Raw genomic sequence first — 25248 nt, 5'->3', positions numbered from 1 at the left:
ATGAGAGCCGCGGCCGCGGCGCTAGGTGTATAGTCCCAAGGTAAGCTGGGTCGGGTCTCACGCGAGCAGCGCGGCGACGTCGATCGCGACGCTGGGGACGAGCAGCGGCGCCAGCGCCCCGCCAGACCGCCGCTCGCGCGAAGAATAGGCGCCCTCCTTCAGCTGGCGGAAAACCTCGACCGCCGCGCCGGCAAGATCGACGATCCAGACCTCGGGCACGCCAAATTGTGCGTAGAGCGCGAGCTTGCGGCCGCGGTCATAGGTCAGCGAACTGTCGGAGATTTCCACCAGAAGGAGGACATCGGCCGCACTTGGATGGCTCGCCCGATAATCGTCGGCGCGCGGCCGCAGCAGCATGAGATCGGGTTGAGGTTCGTTATAGGCGTCGAGCCGCAGCGGGTCCTGCACGCTGACGAGGACGATTCCGTCGGCGGCAGCGCGGGCGACGAGCCGGTTTAGCCGCTTCACGATTGCGGCATGTGGGCTGCCGATCGGGTTCATGTCGATGATTTCCCCGTCGATCAGCTCGACGCGCTCCTCGCGGTTGAGGATGCCAGCCTCGGCCATCTTATAATAGGCGTCGACATCGAGCCTATGGCGCGCGGGTCGTTGCGGACGCTCAAGAGTTTCGCCCATGGATTTTTCTCCGATGCGCCATCCTACGCTTGAGTCGCCTCGAACGGCAACTTATCCCGTAAGTGTGGCTTTTGCTTTAGAACTTTAATTCTATCCGGCGCGATGAGAAGGGAATCTGGCTTCATGGACAAAAATGCGTGGGCCGAATTTCGCGCCGCGCTATTCGCAATTCTTGAGCTCCGGGTTGGGCTGCGCTCAGCGCTCCAATAAAGGCCGTCGCAAGCGCCGCCAGCCCCAGGCGGCGAGAAGGGCGCTTGGCGTTAGCAAGAGAAGAAGCGCCCCGAGCGCGCCCTGCGCATTATTCTGCAAGTTGGTCCGTTGCTCGTATGCAAAAGCCGGGACGCCGTCATAGTCTGTGAACGGCGCCTCGCTCGCAAAACTCGGATCGAGAAAGCGCTTGACCTCATCCCGATGCGCCTCGACCGCGTCGATGAAGCGCATGTGGCGGGTCTGATCATTTCCGCTCAGGGCATTGGCCGCTCGTTGAAAGACGATGGCGGGCGACAGGGCGCTCAGCCGCTCGATCGCCTCCACCTGCCGATTGTTCTGGTCCCGAAATCGGCGCTTCGCGGGGTCGAGGAGTCGCTCGGTCTCCGCATTGACGGCGATCAGCGTCTCGATGAATTGATTTTCATTCTCTTTCTTGTCGCCGGGGGCAAGATCGGGATGGTCGTGCAGATATTTCTGAAGCAGGCTGCTCCCCATTTTCTCGGCCTGCGCGGAGGCGGCGCGCAAGGTATCGATGAATTCGACGCGAGAGGGCAGCGGATAAATCTGCTTCAGCGCGAGATTGAGGCCGGCCGGAAGGAGAATCACCAGCGCAAGCCAGCAACCGACCAGAATCAGAGCATTTGTTTCCGAGCTCCGGCCGCCGGCGTTGACGGCAAAGGCGAGCGCGAACCAAAATCCGCCATAGGCGAGGATGATGGCCAGCCAGAACAGCAAATCGCTCGTCGCGCCAGGGGCGGAGGCGGCGAACCCGGCGATGAACAGCTCCGCCGTCAGCGCCGCGAGCACGACGCCAAGAAAGACCGTCGCGCGCAGCAGAAAACACACGGCGAGCCAAAGCCGCGCCGAGACGGGATAAGAGAGCAGCAAGGGAAGCGTCCCCTGTTCGCGCTCCCGCGAGAAGAGATTGAACGAGACAAGCAAGGCCAGCAGGGGAAGCAAATAGATGATCGCGAAGGCGCAGTCGAAGCGTCCAAGCAGGAGCCGGACCGGGTTTTCCCATTCGTCGCTTTGATCGAAATTGGGCCAGGGTCCGGTTTTCACCTGGACGCAATAGGGCAGAAGATCGCTTTGACCAACTGCGAGCGCGGCAAGGGGAGCCGGAGATAAACAATCGTAGAGCCGCAGATAGGCGCCTTCAAACCCGATCCCAGAGCGCGGGTCGCCCCAGAAATCGATCTGCTTCGAAGCATCGGCGTTAAGCTCGGCGGCCTTGGCTTTGGCCGTGGCGATCCCCTCGGCACCAATGGCGGCGGCGCGTCTTATGCCGTCCTGTTGAAACTGCCGCCAGGCGAGGCCGTTGCTCAGCCCATACCAAAGCCCGCCGACGCAAAGGCAGAGCGCGATCCAGTATAAGGTTTCGCGGCGCAGCCGGCGCCATTCCAGGGCAATCAGATTCGGCATCTTTGGTCTTGTCCGCTTACGCTATTTTCATCCGGGCGACCGCCTGGAAGGCGGCGGCGATCGAGCCGAGCAGCCATGCCGCGAGCAGGCCAAGGCCGAGCCCATAGTCCGGCAGGGCGCTTGGCCAGCGCGGCGGCTGGTAGTCGAAGGCGGGTATGCGCTCCCACAAGTCGCGCCCGGCCTGCGACCGCCACTCGCCCGCGTCATTCTTGGCGCTGTGGCGAACGATATATTCATTGATCATGGTATGGATGACCCGCCGGTTCGCCTCAGCCTGGAGGATAAAATCTTGATGCTGGCCGAGATCATTGCCGGCCAGCGCCATCGAACTGAGCTGGACGCCGGCCAGTGGCGAGAGCAGCGCGCCAAGTTGGAAGAATGCGTTCTGTTGGCGCAAGGTCGCGAAGAAGCGGCCATAGTGCTGTTGGAATAGGGCGTAGGCCGATTCTTCGTCCGCCTGGAGCGCGGCTCCGTCGAAAGCGAAGGGCAGATCCTCCACCTTGTCGGCGTGAAATTGTTCGAGCAACTCCGCGCGGGTCTTTTCCCAGCTTTGCGTCTGAGCCTGGCCAAGCGAGCGATCGAGCCCATGCTTAAGCTCGATTGAGGAAGCGGTCGGGTAGAGAATTTTCGCCCAATCGGATAAGGCGCGCGGCGCCGCGAGCACGCTCAAGGCCCAAAAACTCAACAGGATGGCGAGCGCCGTCGCCGAGGACCTGCGCCAGGCCGAAACGGCCAGGGACAGGAATAGGAAGAGGGCGAAATAGGCGGCGTAGATCAGGGCGAGGAGGCCGGCGCGGGCCAACTCGTCGAAGAGCAGCCCCGTGGGAGTCAGCGCCGCGATCGCGACAATCAAAAGAAGGAAGGCCGGCAGCAGGATCGGCAAGAAGGCGCATGCGATGCCCGCCGCCTTTCCCAGCAGCAGATCGGACGGACGCACTCCAAGACTCGCCAATTGCGGCAAGGTTCCCTGTTCGCGTTCGCGGGTGAAGGCGCCATAGGCGACGAAAATGATCAGCAGCGGGATGAGGCTCTGGCCCACCGCCGCCGGGGTGAGATCGCCAAAGCGCTGAAGCGCGGTTGCGTCCTCGGCCGGGCGATACAGCATCTCGTTCTGCTTATGCGCCTCCAGCCAGACGAGGGCGCCGACATAGGGTTGAATGCCGCTGTCCATAATCGCGAGCGGCCGCGGCGATTTGAATGCAAAGACGCCGTAATGGGCCGCCGCATGGGGATATTTGTCGCCCTGGCTGAGCCAGCGTTCGCGCTCGTCCTGGCCGGCCGTCTGGGCTTGGCGCCGCAGGTCGAGGAAATTGGCCCAGCCAAAGGCGCCGCCGACCAGCAGCGTCAAAGACAGGATAAGGGCGGCGATGCGAAAACGATGGTCGCGCCAAAGCTCCAGTAGTTCCTTGCGGGCGATGACGCCGATCATGCCGCGATCTCCGACGCCCCGGCCTGCGCCGCCATATGCTCGAGATAAAGCCGCTCCAGATCCGCCGCGTGCAGGTCCGCAGTGTTGACTGCGGCGACGAGCCGGCCTTGGCGCATGATTCCGGCCCGCGTCCCTGATTCCTTGACGCGAAAGAGATCATGCGTCGCCATCAGGACCGCCATCCCGGAGCCTGCGAGATCGGTCAATATCCCGGAGAATTCATGCGAGGCCTGGGGATCGAGCCCGGAGGTTGGCTCGTCGAGGAGAAGCGCCTTGGCCTGCTTGGCGAGGGCGGTCGCAAGGCCAACCTTCTGGCGCATGCCCTTCGAAAAGCTCGACAGGCGATTGTCGATCGCGGCGGACTGCAAGCCGCATTGTTGCAGGAACGTTCGCAATTTTGGCGCGCTATAGCGATGGCCGGCGAGGCGGCTGAAATAGTCCAGATTTTCCGCCGCCGTCAGCTTGGGATAGAGCATGACCTGCTCAGGCAGATAAGCGACCAGGCGGCGCGCCTGCATCGGGTTCTCCGCGACATCTATATTGTCGACGAGGGCGACGCCGGATGTCGGCGCGATGAAGTTCAAAAAGAGGTTCAGGGTTGTCGTTTTGCCGGCGCCATTGGCCCCCAGCAGACAGAAGACTTCGCCGGCTTGAACCTCCAGGTTGAGCGCATCAAGCGCCAGCGTTGCATCGTAGCGTTTGGTGAGATTGATCGCCTGAAGCATGGATAATCTGTCCGCGATTGTAGAGATTTGGGCGACGGAAATCCGCCATCGTTCTGGCGCCCGTTAAAGAATTGTGAGCCGCCGGGCTGGATATGCTCAAACGCGCTGCAAAGCCAAGCCGGCGGCCGGTAGAGCGGCGACTAGGAAGGCCTGCAGCAAGCACGCATAAATCGCGATGCGCTTTGATCTCGAGCCTTTGCGAATGCTCTCCATCAGGCAAGCTCAATGGGTCGCGGCATTGTATAAATTCATGGTGGTCATTTCCAAAAATTCATGTGGTGGAGAGCTTGGAGAGTTTGTGGATTGGGCATCGATGGAGCGCGTCCGCTACGGCGCTATTCGATTGGGCGCCGCCGTCCGCCAAATGCGGCCGCCTTCATCCTCGATCCTGACATTGCGTCGCGCCGTCCGTGTCCGCGACTTTTGTGCGGCGGCGAATGAAGGCGCGTCGCCGAAAGGAATTTCCCCATGGACGGATTGACGATCCCGGAGCCGCCGGCTGGAGACCCGTACACGGAGAGGGTGATCCCCGTCTCCGATGTTTCCATCGCGAAATCATATCCTCGCAGCAAGCGCGCGACCACATGTTGAATCGATCCGGTATAAGCGCCAGAGATCCCCCGCTTGAGATCGGCCGAAGTCCGGTAGCGCAGATCAAATGTTTCGCCGAGCGCGTTCAGCGCTTCCTCGACCGAAGCCTCGCGCGCTTCCAGCCGAACCGCATCCGGCTCGCCGGCGACAAGGGTTTCGGACCGGGCCGACCCGGCATGCCCATGAATGAGCATCGCGGCCAGGACCGAAAGCAGGACCGGAAGAATGCGGGCTGCCAGCCTTGGAGCGCAAGGCCGGGATGACGTCAACAGTCCTAAACTCATCTTGCTCGATCCCGGGAGAAAAAGCGGCCAAGCGCCGTCGGAGATCGCCTTCCTCAAACGACACGGAACGGACGCTCCATCACGCGTCGTTCGAAGGCGTCGTCCGCGCCGCTTCCTCCATCTGCCGCCGAAGGCTCAAGGGCCGCATGTCGGTCCAGACCTCGTTGATGAAGGTAAGGCACTCCGCCCTTGGGCCGGTCTTTCCAGCCGCGCGCCAGCCGGCCGGGATCTCCTTATAGTCGGGCCAGATCGAATATTGTTCCTCGTTATTGACGACGACAGTGTAGATCGCTGATTCGTCTTCTTCCCAGGCCATGGTCCGGTTTCCTTCCCTTCGCGGCGGATGATTTCAGCATGTGACAAGAGCATCGTCTATCGTGCCCGTTCTTTCGTTCATTTATTTGGCGATCGCGAAGCCTCGACCGCCTCATGGAAGCGGGCGGCGATTTCATCGATCTCACCGGCCTCGATAATCAGCGGCGGCAGAAACCGGACGACGCTGCCGGACCTGCCGCCCAACTCGACGATCAGGCCGCGCCGCAAGCAATTTAGCTGGATCTCGCGCGCCAGGACAGGGTCGCAGGGTGGCGGTCCAGATCCGCGGACCTCGCCCTCCGGATCAATGATTTCGACTCCGATCATGAGGCCGCGCCCGCGCACGTCCCCGATCGCAGCCGCTTTCTCGCGCCGCAGTTCGCGCATAAGGCGCTGGCCCATTTCCCGCGCATGATGATCCAACCGATTGACGCGAATATGTCGAAGCGTCGCCGCGCCCGCGGCGAATCCCAATTGGTCGCCGCGAAACGTGCCGGCATGCGCCCCCGATTTCCATAGGTCGAGGTCGCGATGATAGACGATGACGGCTAGCGGCAAGCCTCCGCCGATCGCTTTGGAGAGGACGACGACGTCCGGCGTTATCCCGGCCTGTTCGAATGCGAACAAGCGGCCGGTGCGGCCGACCCCGGTTTGCACTTCGTCGACGATCAAGGGGATGCCCCGCCGACGGGTGATGTCGCGGATTTTCCGCAGCCACTCGTCAGGGGCGGGGTTGATGCCGCCCTCGCCCTGAACCACTTCGAGAATCATTGCTGCGGGAGCGCAGATCCCGCTGTTGGGATCGTCGAGCAGGGTCTCGATATAAGTCGCGCCGACATCCTGTCCCGCCCGGCCGCCGACGCCAAAAGGGCAGCGGTAATCGGAAGGGTAGGGAAGGAACTGGACCTCTGGGGACAATCCTGCGATGGCGGCTTTCGCGGCGATGGCGCCGGTCAGGCCGAGCGCTCCGGAGGTCATTCCGTGATAGGAGCCGTGGAAGCAGAGGAGGCTGCGCCGTCCGGTGGCGGTCTTGACGAGTTTGAGGGCCGCCTCGACGGCGTCGGCGCCTGACGGGCCGCAGAAATGGATCCTCGCCTCCGCGGCGAAATCGGCGGGAAGGGTTTCAAACAATTCCTCGATGAAGCGCTCTTTGAGCGGAGTTGGAAAGTCGAGCGTTTGCAGCGGCGCTCCTTCATCCAGCGCGGCGCGAATCGCCTCGACGACGACAGGATGGTTGTGCCCGAGCGCGAGCGCGCCGGCGCCGGCGAGGCAATCGAAATATTCCCGGCCGTCGGTATCGATGACCCGCGCGCCGGCACCGGATTTCAAGGCGACCGGCAGCCGTCGGGGGTAGGCTCTTGCATTGGATTCGATCGCGTCCTGGCGCGCCAGGAAGGCGTTGCCGAAGGAGGCATAGAAGGGAGTTGGCCCTCGCCTTGCTCCCTCGCACACCGATTGGTCGTCGAGTCTGGCCTCGATTTCGGCTTCCACTTGGGGCGGCGATTGCGCCAGAAACCTCGACGCAACCATTACCCTCGCCCTCGGCTCATTTGGCTTCCGAGCCCGGCCTTGCGGCATGGCGACAGAGTCAGATGGCGCGAGATGCGATTCGATAAAGCCCGCATTGGACCAAGCATCCTGTCCGCTCCCCAGACGGGCGCCTTTCTGAAGGAACCCTATGCCTTTAACGCGCGGGCCGCGAGAATGCGTCATGATTTTTTCGGGGGGCGACCGGAGAATCGTCCCCCAACGCAAAGCGCCTCCGCGCCGCCAAAAATCGCAACGAACGCCCCGTTCAATTTCTTGAAAAATAATTGGCGGGTTTCGTCGGCCTCATCCGTTTCAGTCAGATGGGCGATTGGAGTCTGACGCCCGCTGCGGCGCTAAATGGATGACGGGGCCATTGTCCTATTTCGATACATTATGTGCTTTGCGCGCCGGCCGCGCACCGAAAGCGCGCGACCCGCGAGAGCCCTCTCGTGACGTGTGAGCGGGACGGACCCGTGGCTCTTGAGCCACAGGGAAACGAGCACGACACTCTGATCGGATTGCTGCAGGCGCGGGCGGCCACAGACGAGGCGCTCGCGGAAGCTCGGCCCGCCTATGTCTTTCTGAACGATGGCGAAACGGAATCCGCCCGCCTGACATTCGCCGAACTCGATTGCTGCGCGCAGGCGATCGCGGTTCGCTTGCTGCAGGCGGCGGACGCGCGGGCGCGCGCGCTTCTCCTGTTTCCGCCGGGTCTTGACTTCATCAAGGCCTTTTTCGGCTGCCTTTATGCCGGCGTTGCAGCGGTCCCCGCCTATCCGCCCTCGCGTCATCGCCTCCACCGTCTGCGCTCCATCGTTGGAGACGCCGCGCCGGCCGTCATCCTGACGACAACGGACTTGCGCGACGCGTTGGAGCCGCAATCGGCGCAATCCCTTGGCCGGGGCGACCTCGCTTGGCTCGCAACCGATGGGCTCGATCTCGAGGCCGCGCGGCGCTGGCGCGCGCCCATCATCGGCCCGGACAGTCTCGCCTTTCTTCAATATACCTCGGGTTCGACCGGTGCGCCCAAGGGCGTCATGGTCAGCCATAGGAATCTGCTGGCGAATGAGGCGGCGATCCAAGCGGCCTTCGGCCATGGCGCGGACGCCAATGTGGTCGGCTGGCTGCCGCTCTACCACGACATGGGGCTGATCGGGAACGTTCTTCAGCCTTTGCACATCGGCTCCAGCGCGATTCTCATGCCGCCGCTCGCCTTTCTCGAAAAGCCGCTGCGCTGGCTGAAGGCGATCGCCAAATATCGGGCGCGCACCAGCGGCGGACCGAATTTCGCCTATGAGGCCTGCGTGCGCCATATCGGCGAGGCCGACAAGAAAGGCCTCGATCTCAGCGGCTGGACTCTCGCCTTCAACGGATCGGAGACGGTGCGGGCCTCGACGGTCGAGCGTTTCGCCGCCGCCTTCGCCGAATGCGGATTTCGGCGCGAGGCCTTCTATCCTTGCTACGGGCTGGCCGAAGCTACTTTGTTCGTCAGCGGGCCGGCTCGGGGGCGCGCGCCGCGCATCCAAACCTTCGACAAGGGCGCGCTATCGCAAGGCGCCGCAATCGCCGCGACTGATCCGCTTGGCGAGATGGAGGGGGCCGTCGGCTGCGGCGCCGCCTGGCCGGGCCACGAGGTGGCGATCGTCGATCCGGAAACGCTTGGCGCCTGCGCAGATGGGCGGATTGGAGAAATCTGGTTCGCGGGTCCAAGCGTCGCGCGAGGCTATTGGAATCAGGGCCAGCTGAGCGAGCAGGTTTTCCGCGCGCGAACCGCGGAGGGCGCCGGCCCCTATCTTCGGACCGGCGATCTCGGCTTCATGGAGGGCGGCGCGCTTTTCATCGCCGGACGGATCAAGGATCTGATCATCATCCGGGGCGAGAATTACTACGCCTCCGATTTCGAACGCGCGCTCGATCAAGTCGCGGGCCTTCGGCCCGGCTGCAGCGCCGCCTTTTCAGTTTTGCGCGATGAAGCGGAGACCCTCATCCTCGTCGCCGAAGCGCAGCGCGACGATCTGCGCGCGCAGGGTCCGGCGGCGATGTTCGCGGCGATCCGGGAGGCGATCGCCCGCGAGGGCGGCCTCGCCATCGGCGAAATCGTTCTTCTGCGCCCGGGAGCCATTCCCAAAACCACCAGCGGCAAGGTTCAAAGGCATGCCTGCCGTCGCGCCTACCTCGACGGCTCTCTGCGCATGCTCGCCCGAAGCGGCGCGGAAGCCGCGGATGTCTCGCAGGGCGTCGCCGAAGGCCCCGGGGCTCTGCCAGGCGCTCGAATTTCGGCGGAAAGAGCCGACATCGAAGGCTTCCTGCGCAAGGAGGCCGCGCGAATCCTGCGTTGCGCGCCAACCGAGATTTCAGCGGCGAAGTCCCTCATCGAATTGGGGTTTGATTCGCTGCGGACGCTGGAATTGAAACATGCGGCGGATGCTTTTCTTAGCGTCGATCTTCCGCTTGAAAGTCTCTTGTTTGAGCAAAGTCTCGCCGCCCTGGCGGGCGAGATCGCGGCGCTGCCTGCGAGGGATCGGGAAGCGCGCCTTCCCGCGCCCGATCCGTCCCTGGCGGCTGCGGCGGACCTCTCTTATACGCAGCGGGCGCTTGCGACGGTGCATCGCCTCGATCACGGCAGCATCTCTTACAATTTGCATCTGGCGCTCGACATTGCGGGCGATTTTGACGCCGAACGTTTGAGACTTGCGCTCATTGACGTCATGGAGCGCCATGAACAGCTGCGCACCGTCTTTCGCATCGAGGGAGATCGGCTTAGCCAGCTCGCCGAGCCGCTCGCGAAGCTGACCGGCTGGTTTTCGCTCGTCGATGCAAGCGGATGGGACGAAGAGTCCTTGCGGTCCGAGATGGGACGGCAGGCGCGGCGGCCCTTCGATCTCGAGCGCGGCCCGCCCTTGCGGCTCGCCGTCTATCGGCAGGGGCTAGCGCGCTGCACGCTGCTGTTTTGCGCGCATCATATCGCGGTCGATTTCTGGGCGCTTTTGCTTCTCGTCCGCGATCTCGATAGGACCTATCGCGCGCTAAAGCGCTTCCCGATCGGACGGCATCATCCGATCGAACAGGAATCGCTCAGACTCCAGATGGTTGGAGCAAGTTCCGATCGAAAAAGTCGGTCAACTTTTTGCGAACATGCTCTAGCCTCTGATCCGGCTTGCGCGCCGCCTCGGGGTCCGGGCTATGGCGATTTCGTCCTCTGGCAGCAGGATTATCTGCAATCATCGCTTGCCGCCCGCGATTGGGACTATTGGCGCCGGAGGCTCGGGCGACCGCTTCCCGTCCTGGCGCTGCCGCTCGACTTCCCGCGCCCGCTGACGTCCGATTATCGCGGCGGCGCTCATATGCTCCGGCTAGATGCCGATCTCGCGAAAGCCTTGAAGGCCCTGGCGGCGCGCCAGGGAGTGAGCCTTTTTGCCCTGCTGCTCGCCTGCTATCAGGCTCTGTTGCATCGCTATGGCGGACAGGAGGAGATCGTCGTTGGCGTTCCGACCAGCGGCCGGCTGCAAGGCCGCTTCGCGGAACTAGTCGGCAATTGCGTCAATCCATTGCCGATTGTCGGCCGTCTCAATGCGGCGCTTCCTTTCGTCGACTTCCTGCGCGATCTTGGCGAAGACCTGCGCAACGATTTGGCCCATCAGAATTTCCCTTTTCCAATTCTGGTCGAGCGGCTGCGGCCGGAGCGCCAGGGCGACCAATGGCCGATCTACCAGACCTCCTTCGTTCTGCAACAGGCGCAATCGGACCTTCCGCCGAATCTGGCGCTGCTCGCCCTGGGGGAGAAGGGCGATCCGTTCGACTGGTGCGGCGCCGCCGCCAAGACGCACCCGCTGCGCGAGCGGGTCGAGAATTTCGATCTGAAGCTGATGGCGGCGGATTTGGAGGTGGGGCTTGCCCTCTCCTTCCAATACCGGACCGAGCTTTTCTGGCCGGTGACAATCGCCCGCATGGCCGAACATTTCGCAGTTCTGCTGGAAGGCGTCGTCGCTACGCCGGAGGCGCGCATCGGCGACCTGCCCCTGCTGACTGCGGGAGAACGGACGAAGGCGCTGGGGGAGTGGAGCGCCACGGCGGCTGACTATCCACGCCGCTCCACTCTCCATGATCTTTTCGCGGCGCAGGCGGCGCGCACGCCAGACGCCATAGCGGTTTGCTTCGGCGGCGAGAGCCTCAGTTACGACGCGCTCAATCGGCGGTCGAACCAGCTCGCGCATTTCCTGCGCGACGAAGGCGCCGGCCCCGACCGGCTGGTTGGCCTTTGCCTCGAGCGCTCGATCGAAATGGTCGTCGCAATTCTCGGCATATTGAAAGCCGGCGCGGCCTATCTGCCGCTCGACCCGGACTATCCCATGGAGCGGCTGGCCTACATGGCGGCGGATGCCGGGGTCTTGCTGATATTGACGCAAAAGCGCCTCATCCCCTTCTTGCCCGAAGGCGTCCGCTGCTTTTGTCTCGATGCGGAATGGGACAGGGTTTCCGAGGCGAGCGAGGCAACCCCCCGGGAGGCGGCCTCGCCCCTCAATCTCGCCTATGTCATTTACACGTCGGGCTCGACGGGGCGGCCCAAGGGCGTCGCGCTCGCCCATGGCGGGGTGGTGAACCGGTTGGCCTGGATGCAGGCGAGATACGAGCTGACCGCCGCCGATGCGGTGCTGCAAAAGACCCCCTATGGCTTCGACGTATCGGTCTGGGAGTTTTTCCTGCCGCTGCTGTCGGGCGCGCGCCTCGTGATGGCGCGGCCGGGAGACCATGGCGACCCGGCCCGTCTCGTCGAGATCATCGCCCGCGAGCGGGTGACGATTATACATTTCGTGCCCTCGATGCTGCAGGCGTTCCTCGATGTTCCTGATCTCCCCGCGCTGACGAGCCTGCGCTGCGTGATATGCAGCGGCGAGGCGCTTGCCGCGTCCTTGCGCGATCGGTTTTACGCCAGCCAGCCGGCGGAATTGCATAATCTCTACGGACCGACCGAGGCCTCGATCGACGTCGCCGAATATGCCTGCGCCCGGCGGGACGCGGAGCCGAGCGTCCCGATCGGGCGTCCGATCTGGAACACGGTGATCTATCTCCTCGATAGGGAGCGCAACCTCGTCCCGGTTGGCGTTCCGGGCGAACTCTATATTGGCGGCGTCGGTCTGGCGCGGGGCTATCTCGGGCGTCCCGATCTCACCGCCGAGCGGTTCATTCCAAATCCCTTCGCCAAGTTTTCGGGCGAGGAGGGCGGTCGGCTGTACCGGACCGGCGACCTTGCGCGCTGGCGGCCCGATGGCGCGATCGAATATCTCGGGCGCATCGATCATCAGGTGAAGCTGCGCGGCCACCGCATCGAACTCGGCGAGATCGAGGCGGCCATGACCGCCTTGGATGGGGTCCGGCAAGCGGTCGTCGCCATGCGGGAGGATGCGCCTTCGCGCAAGCGGCTCGTTGCTTATTTCACCGGCGAGGCGGCGATCGACGCATTGAACGAAAGCTTGCGCCGCAGCCTGCCGGACTTCATGGCTCCCTCGGCCATTGTTCGGCTGGAGGCTCTGCCGCTGACCGTCAATGGGAAGATCGACCGCAGGGCGCTGCCTGCGCCCTCGATTGGCGCGCAGGCGCCGGATTATGAGCCTCCGAAAAATCGCGAAGAGGAACTGCTCGCCGCCCTGTGGAGCGAGGTCTTGGGCGTCGCTCGGGTCGGAGCCGGCGACAATTTCTTTGCGCTTGGCGGCGATTCGATTTTGAGCATTCAGGTCGCCAGCCGCCTCCGCGCCGCTGGATATGAACTCGCGCCTCGGCAGCTATTTCTGTATCCGACGATTGGCGCGCTTGCCCCGCTTTTGCGCCCGATCGTCGAGGACGCTCGCCCCCCGGCGGGGGCCAGTGAAGCCTTTGCGCTGGCCGAATTGCCGTCCGAGCGGATCGAACGGCTGAAGGAGGAATTCGCCGACCTCGTCGACCTCTATCCCTTGACGCCGATGCAGGAGGGAATGCTGTTTCATTGCCTCCTCAATCCCGGCGCGGGGGTCTATGTGATGCAGGATCAATATGAGATCCGCGGCGACGTGGACATCGGCGCCTTCCAAGCCGCCTGGCAAAGCAGCGTCGACCGGCAGGAGGTTCTGCGCACGGCGATGCTGTGGCGGCAGGTTGAAAAGCCGCATCAGCGGGTTCAGCGCCAAGCGGTCTTGCCCTTCGCCTTCGAGGATTGGCGCTCCCTTTCGGGAGCCGCCCAGGAGGCGGGGCTGGCCGAAATCCTGGCCGCCGAGCAGCGGGACGGTATCGATCTCGAACAGCCGCCCTTGATGCGGATACGCCTGTTCCGGCTAGGCGAGGATCGCTGGCGCTGCGTCCGCAGCCATCACCACATCCTCACCGACGAATGGTGCGTGTCTCCGCTCTTGCTCGAGTTCCGGGAAGCCTATGCGGCGCTGCGCGCCGGCCAGCCTTCGAACGAGCGTCCCGCGCACCGTTTCCGCGATTATCTCGCCTGGCTGAAGCGCCAGGACCTTAGCGCTCAAGAGGCGTTCTGGCGGACCTATCTCGGCGGCTTTCGCGAACCGACTCCCCTGACCGTCGACCGCCGCCTTCGCGATCCGAGCGCCGGCGAGGTGCGCGACGGACATGCGGCGCTTAGCCGCGAATCGACCCTGGCGCTCCATAGGACCGCCAAGCAATATGGGCTCACGCCCAACACCCTGATCCAGGCGGCCTTCGCGCTGCTCATCGGACGCTACGCCAATCGGCGCGACGTCGTCTTCGGGATCACGGTCTCGGGACGGCCGGCCGAGCTTCCCGGCATCGAAGAAACGCTCGGGCTTTTCATCAATACCTTGCCGCTTCGCCTGAGCCCGCCCGAGGGTGGACGGGTTTGCGACTGGTCGGGAGAAATCCAGGCGGCCAATCTCGCGCTGCGCGAGTTCGAGCATACGCCATTGGTCCAGATCCAGGCGTGGAGCGAGCTCCCGCGCGGCGCCGATCTGATCCAGCATCTTCTCGTCTATGAGAACGCCCCGATCGATCAAAGCCTGCTGACTGACCGCTCCGTCCTCGATATGCGCTTCGTCGGCAATCGCGTTCACACCAATTACCCGATCACGGCGACGGTCATTCCTGGCGAGCAGCTCGCGGTCAGGATCACCTATCAGGCGGAGCGCTTCGATCCTTTGGCGATCGACCGCTTGCTTTCTCACTTTCTAGGCTTGTTGGAGAGCATGGCCGCGCGGCCGGAGGCGCGCCTTGGCGACCTCAGCCTGCTTTCTCCGGCCGAGCGGCGCCAAGCTTTGCTCGATTGGAACGACACCTGCCAGCCCTACCGCCCGCCGGCCGATTTCGCGGCGGCTTTCGAGGCGCGGGCGCAAGAGAGCCCACATTCCCCGGCGGCGCGTTGCGGCGACGTCCAGCTCAGCTATGCCGAATTGAACCGCCGCGCCAATAGAATTGCGCACGGCCTTATCGCTCGCGGCGTCGGGCCGGAATCCATCGTCGCGGTCATCGACGAACGCCGCGTCGATTATCTGGCGACGATCATTGCGGTACTCAAAGCGGGCGGCGTCTATCTGCCCCTCGACCCGCGCCATCCAAGACTGCGCCATCTGACGATTCTGAAGGAGAGCGGCGTTCACTTGGCAGTTGCCGGCGCCGCCTGGCGTGACGCATTCAAGGCGCAGGACGAATGTCGGGCGTTGGTCGCGACGCTTGAGGAGATCGAGGAATTCGGGCCGGATTCCAACCCGCTTCGCCGCGCTTTGCCGCGCAATCTCGCCTATATCATCCACACCTCGGGTTCGACGGGAGCGCCAAAGGGCGCGATGGTCGATCGTCTCGGGATGTTCAACAATCTGATGACGAAAATCCCGGCGCTCGATCTTGGGCCGGGCGACGTCATCGCCCAGACCGCTTCGCAAGCCTTCGATATTTCCGTCTGGCAGTTTCTCACCGCCTCTCTCTGCGGCGCCTGCGTCGATATTCTGCCCGACGCTGTTGCGCAGGATCCGGCGGCGCTGCTCAAAGCCTTGCGCGAGCGCGGCGTCACCATTCTTGAAGCCGTTCCTTCGATGATCGCCGCCATGCTCGATTGTGCGGGGCAGGCGGCGCCGTTGGAGAGCTTGCGCTGGCTGCTGCCGACGGGCGAGGCGCTGCCGCCGGACCTCTGCCGCCGTTGGTTCGAGCGCTATCCGCAGATTCCGATGCTGAACGCCTATGGCCCGGCTGAATGCGCCGATGACGTCGCTTATCATCGGATCGAAGCGGCGCCTTGCGCGTCGGCGCTGGCGACGCCGATCGGCCGGCCGGTGGCCAATCTCCGGCTCTATGTCCTCGACCGGCTCCTGGAGCCGGCGCCCATCGGCGTCCCAGGCGAAATCTGCGTCGCCGGGATGGGGGTCGGCCGAGGCTATGTCAACCGTCCCGATCTGACGGCGGCCGCCTTCGCGCCGGACCCTTTCGGGCCTCCCGGCGAGCGGCTCTACCGGACCGGTGATCTGGCCCGCCGCCTCGACGATGGAACTCTGGAATTCCTCGGCCGCATCGACCATCAGGTGAAGATCCGCGGCCATCGGATCGAAATCGGCGAGATCGAGGCGCGGCTGGGGCGCTGCCCCGATCTCAAGGAAGCCGCCGTCATGGCCTGGCCGGATGGCCGTCTCGGACTCCGGCTTGTTGGCTATTTCACGCCGCGAACGTCAGGCGGTGTTGTGAAGCCCGAAGCCTTGAGCCGGTTCCTGCGCGACTGGCTGCCGGACTATATGATTCCGACGGTCTGGATCGAACTGCCCGCCTTGCCGCTGAACGCAAATGGCAAGCTGGACCGCAACGCGCTGGCGGCTCCGGCCGAGCCGGATCTCTCCGCTGGTTTCGAGGCGCCAAAGACGCCGGCGGAGGCGATCCTGGCCGCGATCTGGGCGGGGTTGCTCGGCCGCGATCGCGTCGGCAGGCGGGACAATTTTTTTGAACTCGGCGGCCATTCCCTGCTCGCGACGCAGGCGATCGCCCGCGTCAACCAGACGTTCGGCATCGAGGCGCCGCTCCGCGCCTTGTTCGAGGCCCCAACCGTTGCTGAGCTCGCGGTTTGCATCGACGCCGCCCGAACAAGCTTCGCCGCGCTCCCTTTGCCGCTGTTAGCCGCCGCGCCGCGCGACAAGCCGCTGCCGCTGTCCCATGCGCAGCAGCGGCTTTGGTTCATGCAGCAGCTCAACCCCGGCAATCCGCTTTACCATTTCGCGGCGGCGGTCAGGATCGCTGGGCCATTTGACGCCGACGCCTTGGAAGCGAGCCTGAACGCCATCGTGCGGCGCCATGAATCGCTTCGCACGCTGTTCCGGGAGGATGCCGGTCAACTTGCCCAGCAAATCCTTCCAGCGCTGCGCCTGACGCTCGATCGCGAGGAGATCGAGACGGGCGCGGGGGAAAGCTTCGAAGCCGCGCTAGATCGACGACTGCGGGAGGACGTCGCGGCGCCTTTCGACCTGGAGCGCGGCCCACTCGCAAGAGCCCGGCTCTACTGGCCACGGCCAACGCAAGGCGCGGCTCCCCCGGTCTGCGCGGTCCTCCTCTGTTTTCACCATATCGTTTTCGACGGCTGGTCGTTTGGCGCGTTCTTGAAGGAATTTTCGGCGCTCTATCCCGCCATCTTGGAGGGACGCGAGCCGGCGCTGGCGCCGCTTCCTCTCCAATATGCCGACTATGCGATCGTGCAGCGCGACCTGTTGAAAGGCGAAAGGCTGGCGCGGCTGCTGGATTATTGGACCGCGCAGCTGCGGGGCGCGCCGCCTGTGCTGGCATTGCCGCTGGACCGGCAAAGGACGCTTGAGACCGGGGACGCGGCCGCGACCCACGAACTCGATCTCAGCGCGCTTGGGACGGAGCTTGACGAGTTCAACCGCGCCCATGCCGTCACGCCCTTCATGACTATGCTGGCGGCCTTCTGCGGATTGCTGCATGGGCTCGGCGGCGCGTCCGATCTTGTCGTCGGCGCCGATGTGGCGAACCGGCGGCGCGCCGAATTTGAGCCCTTGATCGGGTTCTTCATCAATCTAGTCGCCTTGCGCATAAAGCTGGAAGGCGATCTAAGCGTCAGCGCTTTCCTGGCCCGCCTTCGCGAACTCACGCTCGCCGCCTATGAGCATCAAGAGCTCCCCTTCGAAAAGCTCGTCGAGGCGCTCCGGCCCGAGCGCAGCGCCCTTCACGCCCCAATCTTCCAGGTCAAGCTGGTGTTCCACAACGCGCCGCTGACCGAGCTGGATCTGAAGGATCTGTCCTTCGAGGAGATCCCACTCGCGGCCCCCCGCACCGAACTCGATCTGGTGCTTCATATCTATGAGGGGCGGCGCGGGCTTCGCGCTGTTTTCGAATATCGGACCGGGCTGTTCGACGCCGCGACCATCGCGCGATTCGCAGAAATGTTCGCGCGGCTGTTGCGGCGCGTAATGGCGGAGCCGGGCATGTCCTTGAGCGATTTGGCGGGTTTTGTGATGGAGAATGATCAGGCGATCCGCAGCGCCGCCCGGGCGAGCCAGCTTGCCGTCCGCCGCGACATGCTGCACTCGGCCAAGCGCAGAATCATAGGAGCGGCTGGAGAATGACCGGATCGACAGTGCCGTTTTGCCCAAATCCTCGCAAGCAGGGCAGGCCATGAAGGCGCCGCTCAATGCGCCCCCGCTCGGAGCGGCGCGTCGCCGTCCCGTAGCCCTCCCTTCAGGTGAGCCCGTGAGCTTCAGCTCCCTGCCGGATTGCGGCGCGTTTCCGCTGGTGATCGCGGCGCAAGTCGGCGGGCTGGCGCTGTCGGCCTGGGCCGCGGGACGGCGCGCCGAGCTTGAGGAACTGGCGACCCGGCATGGCGCCGTCTTGCTGCGCGGCTTCGCGGTGGCGGGCGCGTCCGATTTCGAGCGCTGCGTGGAGGGCATGAGCGGCGGGGCGCTGGAATATCGCTTTCGCGCCTCGCCGCGCACCGAAGTCGGCCGCCACGTCTATACCGCCACCGACTATCCGGCCGATCAGGTCATCTTTCCGCATAATGAGCATTCCTATTCGCCGGTCTGTCCGCAATATCTCATCTTCTACGCCGAGACTCCCGCTGGCGAGGGAGGCGAGACGCCGATCGGCGACAATCGCGAGATCACCCAGCGCATCGATCCCGCCGTCAAGGAGCGTTTCTTGCGCCGCGGCGTCCTGTATGTGCGCAATTACGGTGCCGGTTTCGGCCTGCCATGGCAGACCGTGTTTCAGACCTCCGATCGCGCCGAGGTCGAGCGCTATTGCGCCAGCCTCGGCATCGATTTCGAATGGAAATCGAATGGCCGGCTATGCACTCGCCAGATCGGCCCGGCGATGATCCGCCACCCGCGCAGCGGCGAGGACATCTGGTTCAATCACGCGACTTTCTTCCACGTGACCACTTTGCCGGCGCCGCTGAGGCAGGCCTTGCTCGCCGAGTTCGGCGAGGAGGATTTGCCCCCCCAGCCCTATTACGGCGACGGCGCGCCGATGGAGGCCGCAACCCTGGAGCATCTGCGCGCGCTTTATCGCCAAGCGCTCCGCGCATTTGCTTGGCGGACGAATGACGTCCTGCTGGTCGATAATGTTCTGACCGTTCATGGCAGAAATCCGTATTCCGGCTTTCGCAGGATTCTTGTCGCCATGGCGCAGACCTTTCAACCGAAGGACTTGGCCGTCGGCGCCGGAGAATTGAGATGACGTCGACGCGAGAGACGGTCGGGTTCGCCCTGTCGCAGCAGCAGGAGCGCTTGTGGCGCCTGCGCCAGGATGCGGGAGCGCGATTGGCGCCGCTGCGCGGGCGGCTGCGCCTCGAGGGACCGCTTGACGCCGCGCTTCTGCAGGAAAGTCTGCGCAAGGTGGTCTTGCGCCACGAGGCTCTGCGCACGCGATTTGACCGCCTGCCCAGCATGATCCTGCCGATTCAAGTGATCGATGAAGCGGTTGGCGAAGCGGCGCTCCTCACGCTCCATGATTTGAGCGGGGAGCCGCCGGAGAAACGCTTGGCCGCCCTCGCCGCCATCGAAGCCGAAGCCGGATTCCAGGATCCTTGCGGCGCCGCGCTCCGCGTGGAGCTGGTCTGTCTTTCTCCCAATTTGCATTGCCTGCTGATCGCCGCCTCGCCGCTTTGCGTCGACCCGGTTAGTTTGCAAAACCTCTTCGGCGACCTTGCCGCCTTCTATGCGCGGCCCGCCGCCACGCTTGAGAATGAGCCGCTGCAATATGCGGACTACGCCGCTTGGCAGGAAGATGTTCCCGCCAATGACCCGGGAGAGGGCGCGCGTTTCTGGCGCGAGCGGCCGCGGCTTGACGCGCATTCGCTCCGCCTGCCTGTCGAGACCTGGCTTGATGAGGATCCGCGCTTCGGCCCCGCCCGCATGATCCTTTCGCCGCCGGCCGATCTCGCGCGCGCCGCAACCGGCCTTGCAGCGGCGCATCGAACCGAGCCAGAAACCATTTTGCTCGCCGCATGGGCGGCCTTTCTTCATCGTCACGCCGGCCTGCCGGAACTCGAACTCGCCTATTCATGCGACGGCCGGAGCGAACCCATAGCAACGGCGATAGGGGCCTATCTTCGGCCTTTGCCGCTGCATTGCGGCTTTCGCGCCGGCGAGACCTTCAGTGATTTCCTGGGCCGCCTTCAAACGCAGCTCGACGCCTGCCGGGACTGGCAAGATTTCGCCGGCGCCGGCGCCGGAGAACCGGCTTCGCCCTTCGGTTTTGGCTATGCCTCCCTTCCGCCGCCGCAACAGGCGGGCGCCATCGCAATGTCATTCGAGCCGGATGGCGCGCCTGTGGAGACGTTCCGGCTGCATCTGCAATGTCTGGCGACGCCGGATGGACTCGGGCTCGAGATCCACTACGACCGCGCCCGGCTTTCTTCGGCCGCCATCGAATGCTTGGCGGGGCAATTCTTGACCTTGCTTGCGCATGTCTTACGCACGCCCGATGCGCCGGTGGAGCGCCTCGACTTGTTGAGCGCCGCGGAGCGCGAGCGGGTGATCGGCTGCGGCAATCCTGCTGCGCCTTCGGCGGGACTCGAGGCTGCCGGCCTCCATGAATTGCTTGAGCGGCAGGCCGAACGCACGCCGCGGGGTCTCGCGCTCCGGCGCGGGGAGACCGCCTGGACCTATGCGGAGCTGAACAGCCGCGCCAATATTTTGGCCGCCCGCCTGGTGGCGCAGGGCTTGCGCGCCGAAGACCGGGTCGGCCTCCTGATCGAGCAACCGCCCTTGATGATCGCCGCGATCTTCGCCGTCTTGAAAGCGGGCGGCGCCTATGTCCCGCTGGACCCCGGCTACCCAAGCGAGCGTCTGGATTGGATCGCGCGGGACGCGGCGCTCGCGCTCGTTTTGACCGAAGTGTCCTGCGCCGGCCGGGCAGATGCTTTCATGCTGCCGACCATGCGCCTCGATGCCGCACCGCAAGAGGGGCCGAGCGGGCCGATCGACGATCTTGCGATTGCCTGCCGGCCGGACCAACTCGCCTATTTGATCTATACGTCCGGTTCGACCGGGCGTCCGAAAGGAGTCGCCGTCAGCCATGGCGCCGCGCTGCATTCGACGCTCGCCCGCCACCGGCATTATCTTGCGCCGGTTCGCGGATTCCTGCTGCTCTCCTCATTCAGTTTCGACAGCTCGGTCGCCGGATTGTTCTGGACCCTGAGCCAGGGCGGCTGCCTCTGCCTGCCGCTGGCCGAGGAAGTTCAGGATCCCGCCGCGCTGGCGCAGCTGATCGAGCGCCACGATCTATCCCATCTGCTTTGCTTGCCCTCGCTCTACGCCGTGCTGCTCGAGCAGGATAGCGCCCGCCTGCGCCGCCTCGAGGCGGCGATCGTCGCCGGCGAAAGCTGTCCGCCAAGCCTGCCGCCGCTGCATCATGAGCGTCTGCCTGACGCGCGCCTCTACAACGAATATGGTCCGACCGAAGCCACGGTTTGGAGCACGGTGTTGGAGGTCGCCCCGCGCCAAACGCGCCAGCCGGTGAGCCTTGGCCGGCCGATCGAGGGCGCTCGCATCCTAGTGCTGGATACACGCGGGGAGCCAACTCCGCGCGGCGTCGCCGGCGAGGTTTTTATTGGCGGGCCAGGCTTGGCGCGCGGCTATTTTGCCCGGCCGGATCTCACCGCCGAGCGTTTTCTTCCCGATCCTTATGGGCCTTCGGGCGCCCGCCTCTACCGCACCGGGGATCTCGCCCGCTGGCGCCTCGATGGCGAACTCGAATTCCTTGGCCGGGCTGATCATCAAGCCAAAATTCGCGGCTATCGCATTGAGCTTGGCGAGATCGAGGCTGCTCTATTGGCCCTCCCGGAAGTGCGTGACTGCGCCGTCATGGCGCGAGAAGACAATCCTGGCGACAAGCGCCTCGTCGCCTATGTGGTCGGACAAACCCAGGAACTGGATCCCGCGCAACTGCGGACGAAGCTGCGCCAGACCTTGCCGGAATTCATGGTTCCGACAGTCTGGGTGGGCCTCGACGCCTTGCCGAAAAACGCCAATGGCAAGCAGGACCGCGCCCGCCTCCCGACGCCGGAGCAGGGTGCGGCGAAGCGGCGCGAGACAATGGCGCCGCGCAACGAGGTGGAGCGGACCCTTGTCGAGATCTGGCGGGAATTGCTGCCGGTCGAGGCGCTCGGCGTCGAAGACAATTTCTTCGAACTTGGCGGCGATTCCATCCTGAGCATTCAGATGGTCGGACGGGCGCGCCAGCGGGGCCTTCTCGTGAGCGCGCGCCAGCTCTTCGACCGCCAGACGATCGCCGCTCTCGCCGCCGTGACGCTCGCCGTGGAGCCGGTCGCGCAGTCTCGCCCAGCGGCCGGGGCCGATATTCCGCTGACGCCGATCCAGCACTGGTTCTTCGAGCTCGATTACGCCCATCCCGAGCGCTGGACCCACGCTCTTGTGCTGGCCCTGCGCGAACCGTTGGATCCGGCGGCGATGGATCGCGCCTATGGCGCCGTCCTGCGCCATCATGACGCGCTGCGGATGCAATTTTTGTTGGAGAACAAGGACTGGCGCCAGCGGGTCGCGGAAGAGGTCCAAGGCGCGGCGATAGAGCGGATCTTGCTCCCCGATTTGCCGGAAGCCGAGGCGCTGGCCGAGGTCAGGCGCATCGCCTCCGAGCGCATGGAGATCGACCTTCAATCGGGGCGGATGCTGAACATCGCCTCCGCGGCGAGCCGAGGCGAAGAACCCGGCTATCTCCTGGTCGTCATGCATCATCTCATCGCCGACGGCCTTTCCTGGCGCATCCTGCTCGAGGATCTGACCCATGCCTATCGCCAGGCGCTCGCCGGATCGCCAGCTGATCTGCCGCCGGCCGGCTCCTTCGCGCAATGGTCGGAGCGCCTGTGCGCCTATGCCCAAACCGGGCCGGTTCTGGCCGAGGCCGGCTATTGGAAAGCGCTGCTTGAAGCGCCGCGGTCGGCGCTGCCGCTCGACGATCCGGCGGGTGACCGGCGCGTCGAGATGAGCGCCGCGCATCAGTGCGTGTTGGATGAAGCCGCGACGCTGGCGCTGTTGCAACGCGCCCCTTCCGTCTACCGGGCTGGCGTCGAGGACTTGCTGCTGACCGCGCTGGTCCTGACGCTGAGCCGCTGGAGCGGCGGCGGAAATGTGCTCATCGATCTCGATCGGCACGGCCGCGAGGAGCTGTTCTCGGACGTTGATCTGACGCGGACCCTCGGCTGGTTCACCAGCGTCGCCCCCTGTCTCTTCAGCGTCGATCCCGCGGCGCCTTTGGCCGATAGCCTGAAATCGGTCAAGGAGGAGCTGCGGCAGGCCCCCCATCGCGGGCTGCACTATGGATTGCTCCGCTATCTTGCGGCATCGGGCGAAAGCGCCGAAGCCCCGCGGCGCGCGCCGCAGGCCGAAATTCTCTTCAACTACATGGGACAGCTGGATGCGTCCTTCGGCGCGGGCGCGCTGTTTTCCCTTGTCGATGGGCAGGTGCGCAGCGGCGCCGATCCGCAATGGATCCGGCCTTACGAACTCGCCATCAACGCCGATGTCCTCGACGGACGATTGCGCATGGCTTGGGACTTTAGCGCGGCCCGCATCGGGCGCGGCGCGGTCGAACGCATTGCGGAGGAGTGCCTTGAAACCCTGCGGGCGCTGATCGCCCATTGCCTGTCGCCGGGAGCAGGCGGCTATACGCCCTCTGATTTTCCGCTTGCGCGTTTGACCCAAGCGCAACTCGATCGGCTGCTGGGAGCGGCCCATGGCGTCGAAGATCTCTATCCTTTGACGCCGTTGCAGCAGGGCATCCTGTTCCACGCGCTTTATGCGCCGCGATCGGGCGTGTATGTCGTGCAGCTGAGCTGCGCGCTGCGGGGACCACTCGAGCCGGCCGCTTTCGCGGCGGCGTGGCGGCGGGTCGCGGCGGCCCATCCGATCTTGCGCAGCTCTTTTCTATGGGAAGGGCTCGAAGCGCCGTTGCAGGCGGTCCATGCAAGGGCGGAGCCGCCGCTCGTCGAGGAGGACTGGCGCGGCCTGACCGAGGCCGAGCAGGGGCGACGCTGGGAAGCCTATAAGGCGGCGGACCGGCGGGCGGGGTTCGACTTTGCGATGGCGCCGTTGATGCGGCTCGCCTTGATGCGCTGCGGCGAAGACGAATGGTTGTTCCTGTGGAGCCATCATCACATTCTGCTCGATGGCTGGAGCGGTCCGCTGGTCCTCAAGGACGCCTTCGCCGCCTATCGATCCTTGACCCAGGGCGAGTGCGCCCCTTTCGCGCCGCGCCGGCCATACCGGGACTATCTCGAATGGCTGGCGGGACAGGACCCGAAGGCGGCGGAAGCCTATTGGCGCCGCTCGCTGGCCGGTTTCCTCGCGCCGACGCCGCTGCCGGGCGATGCTTCCCCCGGAGCAGATCCGCTGCATTCAGGCGGCCACTATGGGGATGCCCGCCTTACTCTTTCGGCGGCGATGACGGCTGCCCTGGAAGCTTTCGCCCGCCAGCATCAGCTTACCGTGAACACCTTGGCGCAAGGCGCGTGGGCCCTTCTTCTCAGCCGGATCAGCGGAGAACAGGACATCCTCTTCGGGGTGACGGTGTCGGGGCGTCCGGCCGAACTTGCCGGCGTCGAGGACATGGTGGGATTGTTCATCAACGCCACACCGCTGCGCGTGAAGGTTCCGCCGCAAGCTCGAGTCGCGGATTGGCTGCGCGAGCTGCTCGCGCAGAATATGGAGCTGCGCGAATATGACTACGCGCCGCTCGCCGAGGTCCAGGGCTGGAGCGATGCGCCGCGCGGCGCTCCGCTGTTCGAGAGCCTGCTCGCCTTCGAAAATTATCCCATGGACGCCGCATTGCGCGAGCAGGAGGGAAAGATTTCGGCGCAGGACGTTCGCTTTGCCGAACAGACGCATTATCCGCTGACCATCGTCGTTTTTCCAGGCCCCCAACTCAGCGTGAAGGTCTCCTACGACAGCGACCGTTTCGAACCGGGCGCGATGGCCCGGCTGCTTGGACACTTCGAGACGCTGCTTGCGGGCATTATCGCTTCTCCGCGCGCGCGGCTTGGTGATTTGCCATTGCTTCGGGGGTCGGAGCTTGATCTGGTTCTGGGGAGGTGGAGCGGGGCGGCGGCGGAGCATTCTGGCGCAGGGGTTTCGGCCGAGGGGTCTTCGGCCGAGGGGTCTTCGGGCGAGGCCTGCATCCATGCGCTGTTCGAGGCGCGGGCGCGGCTTGCGCCGGAGGCTGTCGCGGTCGCGCATGAGGGCGCGTTTCTGAGCTATGGCGAGCTGAATCTTCGGGCGAACCGCCTGGCGCATCATCTGCGCGCTCTTGGGGTGGGGCCGGAGGTCTTGGTCGGCCTTTGCGTCGAGCGCTCGCTTGAGATGCTGGTCGGGGTTCTGGCGATCCTGAAGGCGGGGGGCGCCTATCTGCCGCTGGATCCGGCCTATCCGGGCGAGCGGCTCGGCTTCATGATTGAGGACGCCGGGATCGCGCTGCTGCTGACGCAGGAAAGCGTAATCAACCAAAGCGTGGAGGGCGGGCTTGGCGGTTTGGCGTCCGGCGCGGGCAAGGGCGGGGTGTCGATTTTGCGGCTTGACCGCGACGCCTTGCTTTGGGCGGGACAGCCGGCCTCCGATCCGCCGCCGCTCGCCGGCGCGGACAATCTCGCCTATGT

General features: G+C 64.7%; 10 protein-coding genes. 3 read left to right on the top strand and 7 right to left on the bottom strand.

Features of this window, described 5'->3' with window-relative positions; all coding sequences use genetic code 11:
* Nucleotides 1–57: 57 nt before the first annotated feature.
* The 7 genes from DL86_RS06735 to DL86_RS06705 all read right to left on the bottom strand — a co-directional run bounded on the left by DL86_RS06735 (nt 58) and on the right by DL86_RS06705 (nt 7142).
* Nucleotides 58–636, bottom strand: a complete 579-nt coding sequence (locus DL86_RS06735; RefSeq protein ID WP_036259677.1) for a Uma2 family endonuclease — start codon at nt 634–636, stop codon at nt 58–60.
* A 195-nt stretch (nt 637–831) separates the two neighbouring features.
* A complete protein-coding gene (locus DL86_RS06730) occupies nt 832–2268 on the bottom strand; it encodes a DUF3526 domain-containing protein (protein WP_051952878.1) in 1437 nt (478 codons plus the stop codon).
* Between the two features lie 16 nt (nt 2269–2284).
* Entirely contained in the window at nt 2285–3697 is a 1413-nt protein-coding gene (locus DL86_RS06725; RefSeq protein WP_036259676.1) for an ABC transporter permease subunit, read from the bottom strand.
* On the bottom strand, nt 3694–4422 hold the full coding sequence (locus DL86_RS06720) for an ABC transporter ATP-binding protein (RefSeq protein ID WP_036259675.1): 729 nt from the start codon (nt 4420–4422) through the stop codon (nt 3694–3696). Before DL86_RS06720 ends, DL86_RS06725 begins: the two co-directional genes overlap by 4 nt.
* A gap of 335 nt (nt 4423–4757) precedes the next feature.
* Nucleotides 4758–5297 carry a hypothetical protein gene (locus DL86_RS06715; protein ID WP_156964511.1) on the bottom strand — a complete coding sequence of 180 codons (540 nt, stop codon included), beginning with the start codon at nt 5295–5297 and terminating at the stop codon, nt 4758–4760.
* Nucleotides 5298–5376: 79 nt separating this feature from the next.
* Nucleotides 5377–5613, bottom strand: coding sequence for an MbtH family protein (locus DL86_RS06710; RefSeq protein WP_036259672.1), 237 nt, complete (start codon nt 5611–5613; stop codon nt 5377–5379).
* A 77-nt stretch (nt 5614–5690) separates the two neighbouring features.
* A complete protein-coding gene (locus DL86_RS06705) occupies nt 5691–7142 on the bottom strand; it encodes a diaminobutyrate--2-oxoglutarate transaminase (protein ID WP_084572758.1) in 1452 nt (483 codons plus the stop codon).
* Between the two features lie 473 nt (nt 7143–7615).
* Between DL86_RS06705 and DL86_RS06695 the strand changes: the two genes are divergently transcribed.
* From DL86_RS06695 to DL86_RS06685, 3 genes are all read left to right on the top strand, one after another.
* The gene (locus DL86_RS06695) at nt 7616–17704 is read left to right on the top strand and encodes a non-ribosomal peptide synthetase (protein ID WP_156964510.1); all 10089 of its coding nucleotides are present in this window, start codon (nt 7616–7618) and stop codon (nt 17702–17704) included.
* Nucleotides 17705–17828: 124 nt separating this feature from the next.
* Complete coding sequence (locus DL86_RS06690) at nt 17829–18815, top strand: TauD/TfdA family dioxygenase (RefSeq protein ID WP_202899175.1); 987 nt, start codon at nt 17829–17831, stop codon at nt 18813–18815.
* On the top strand, nt 18812–25248 hold a 6437-nt coding region (locus tag DL86_RS06685), incomplete at its 3' end, for a non-ribosomal peptide synthetase (protein WP_156964509.1). The genes DL86_RS06690 and DL86_RS06685, both read left to right, overlap by 4 nt.

This window comes from Methylocapsa aurea, from assembly GCF_000746085.1.
In the GTDB taxonomy this organism is placed as follows: Bacteria; Pseudomonadota; Alphaproteobacteria; order Rhizobiales; family Beijerinckiaceae; genus Methylocapsa; species Methylocapsa aurea.
This window is presented reverse-complemented; position numbering and strand designations above follow the sequence as displayed.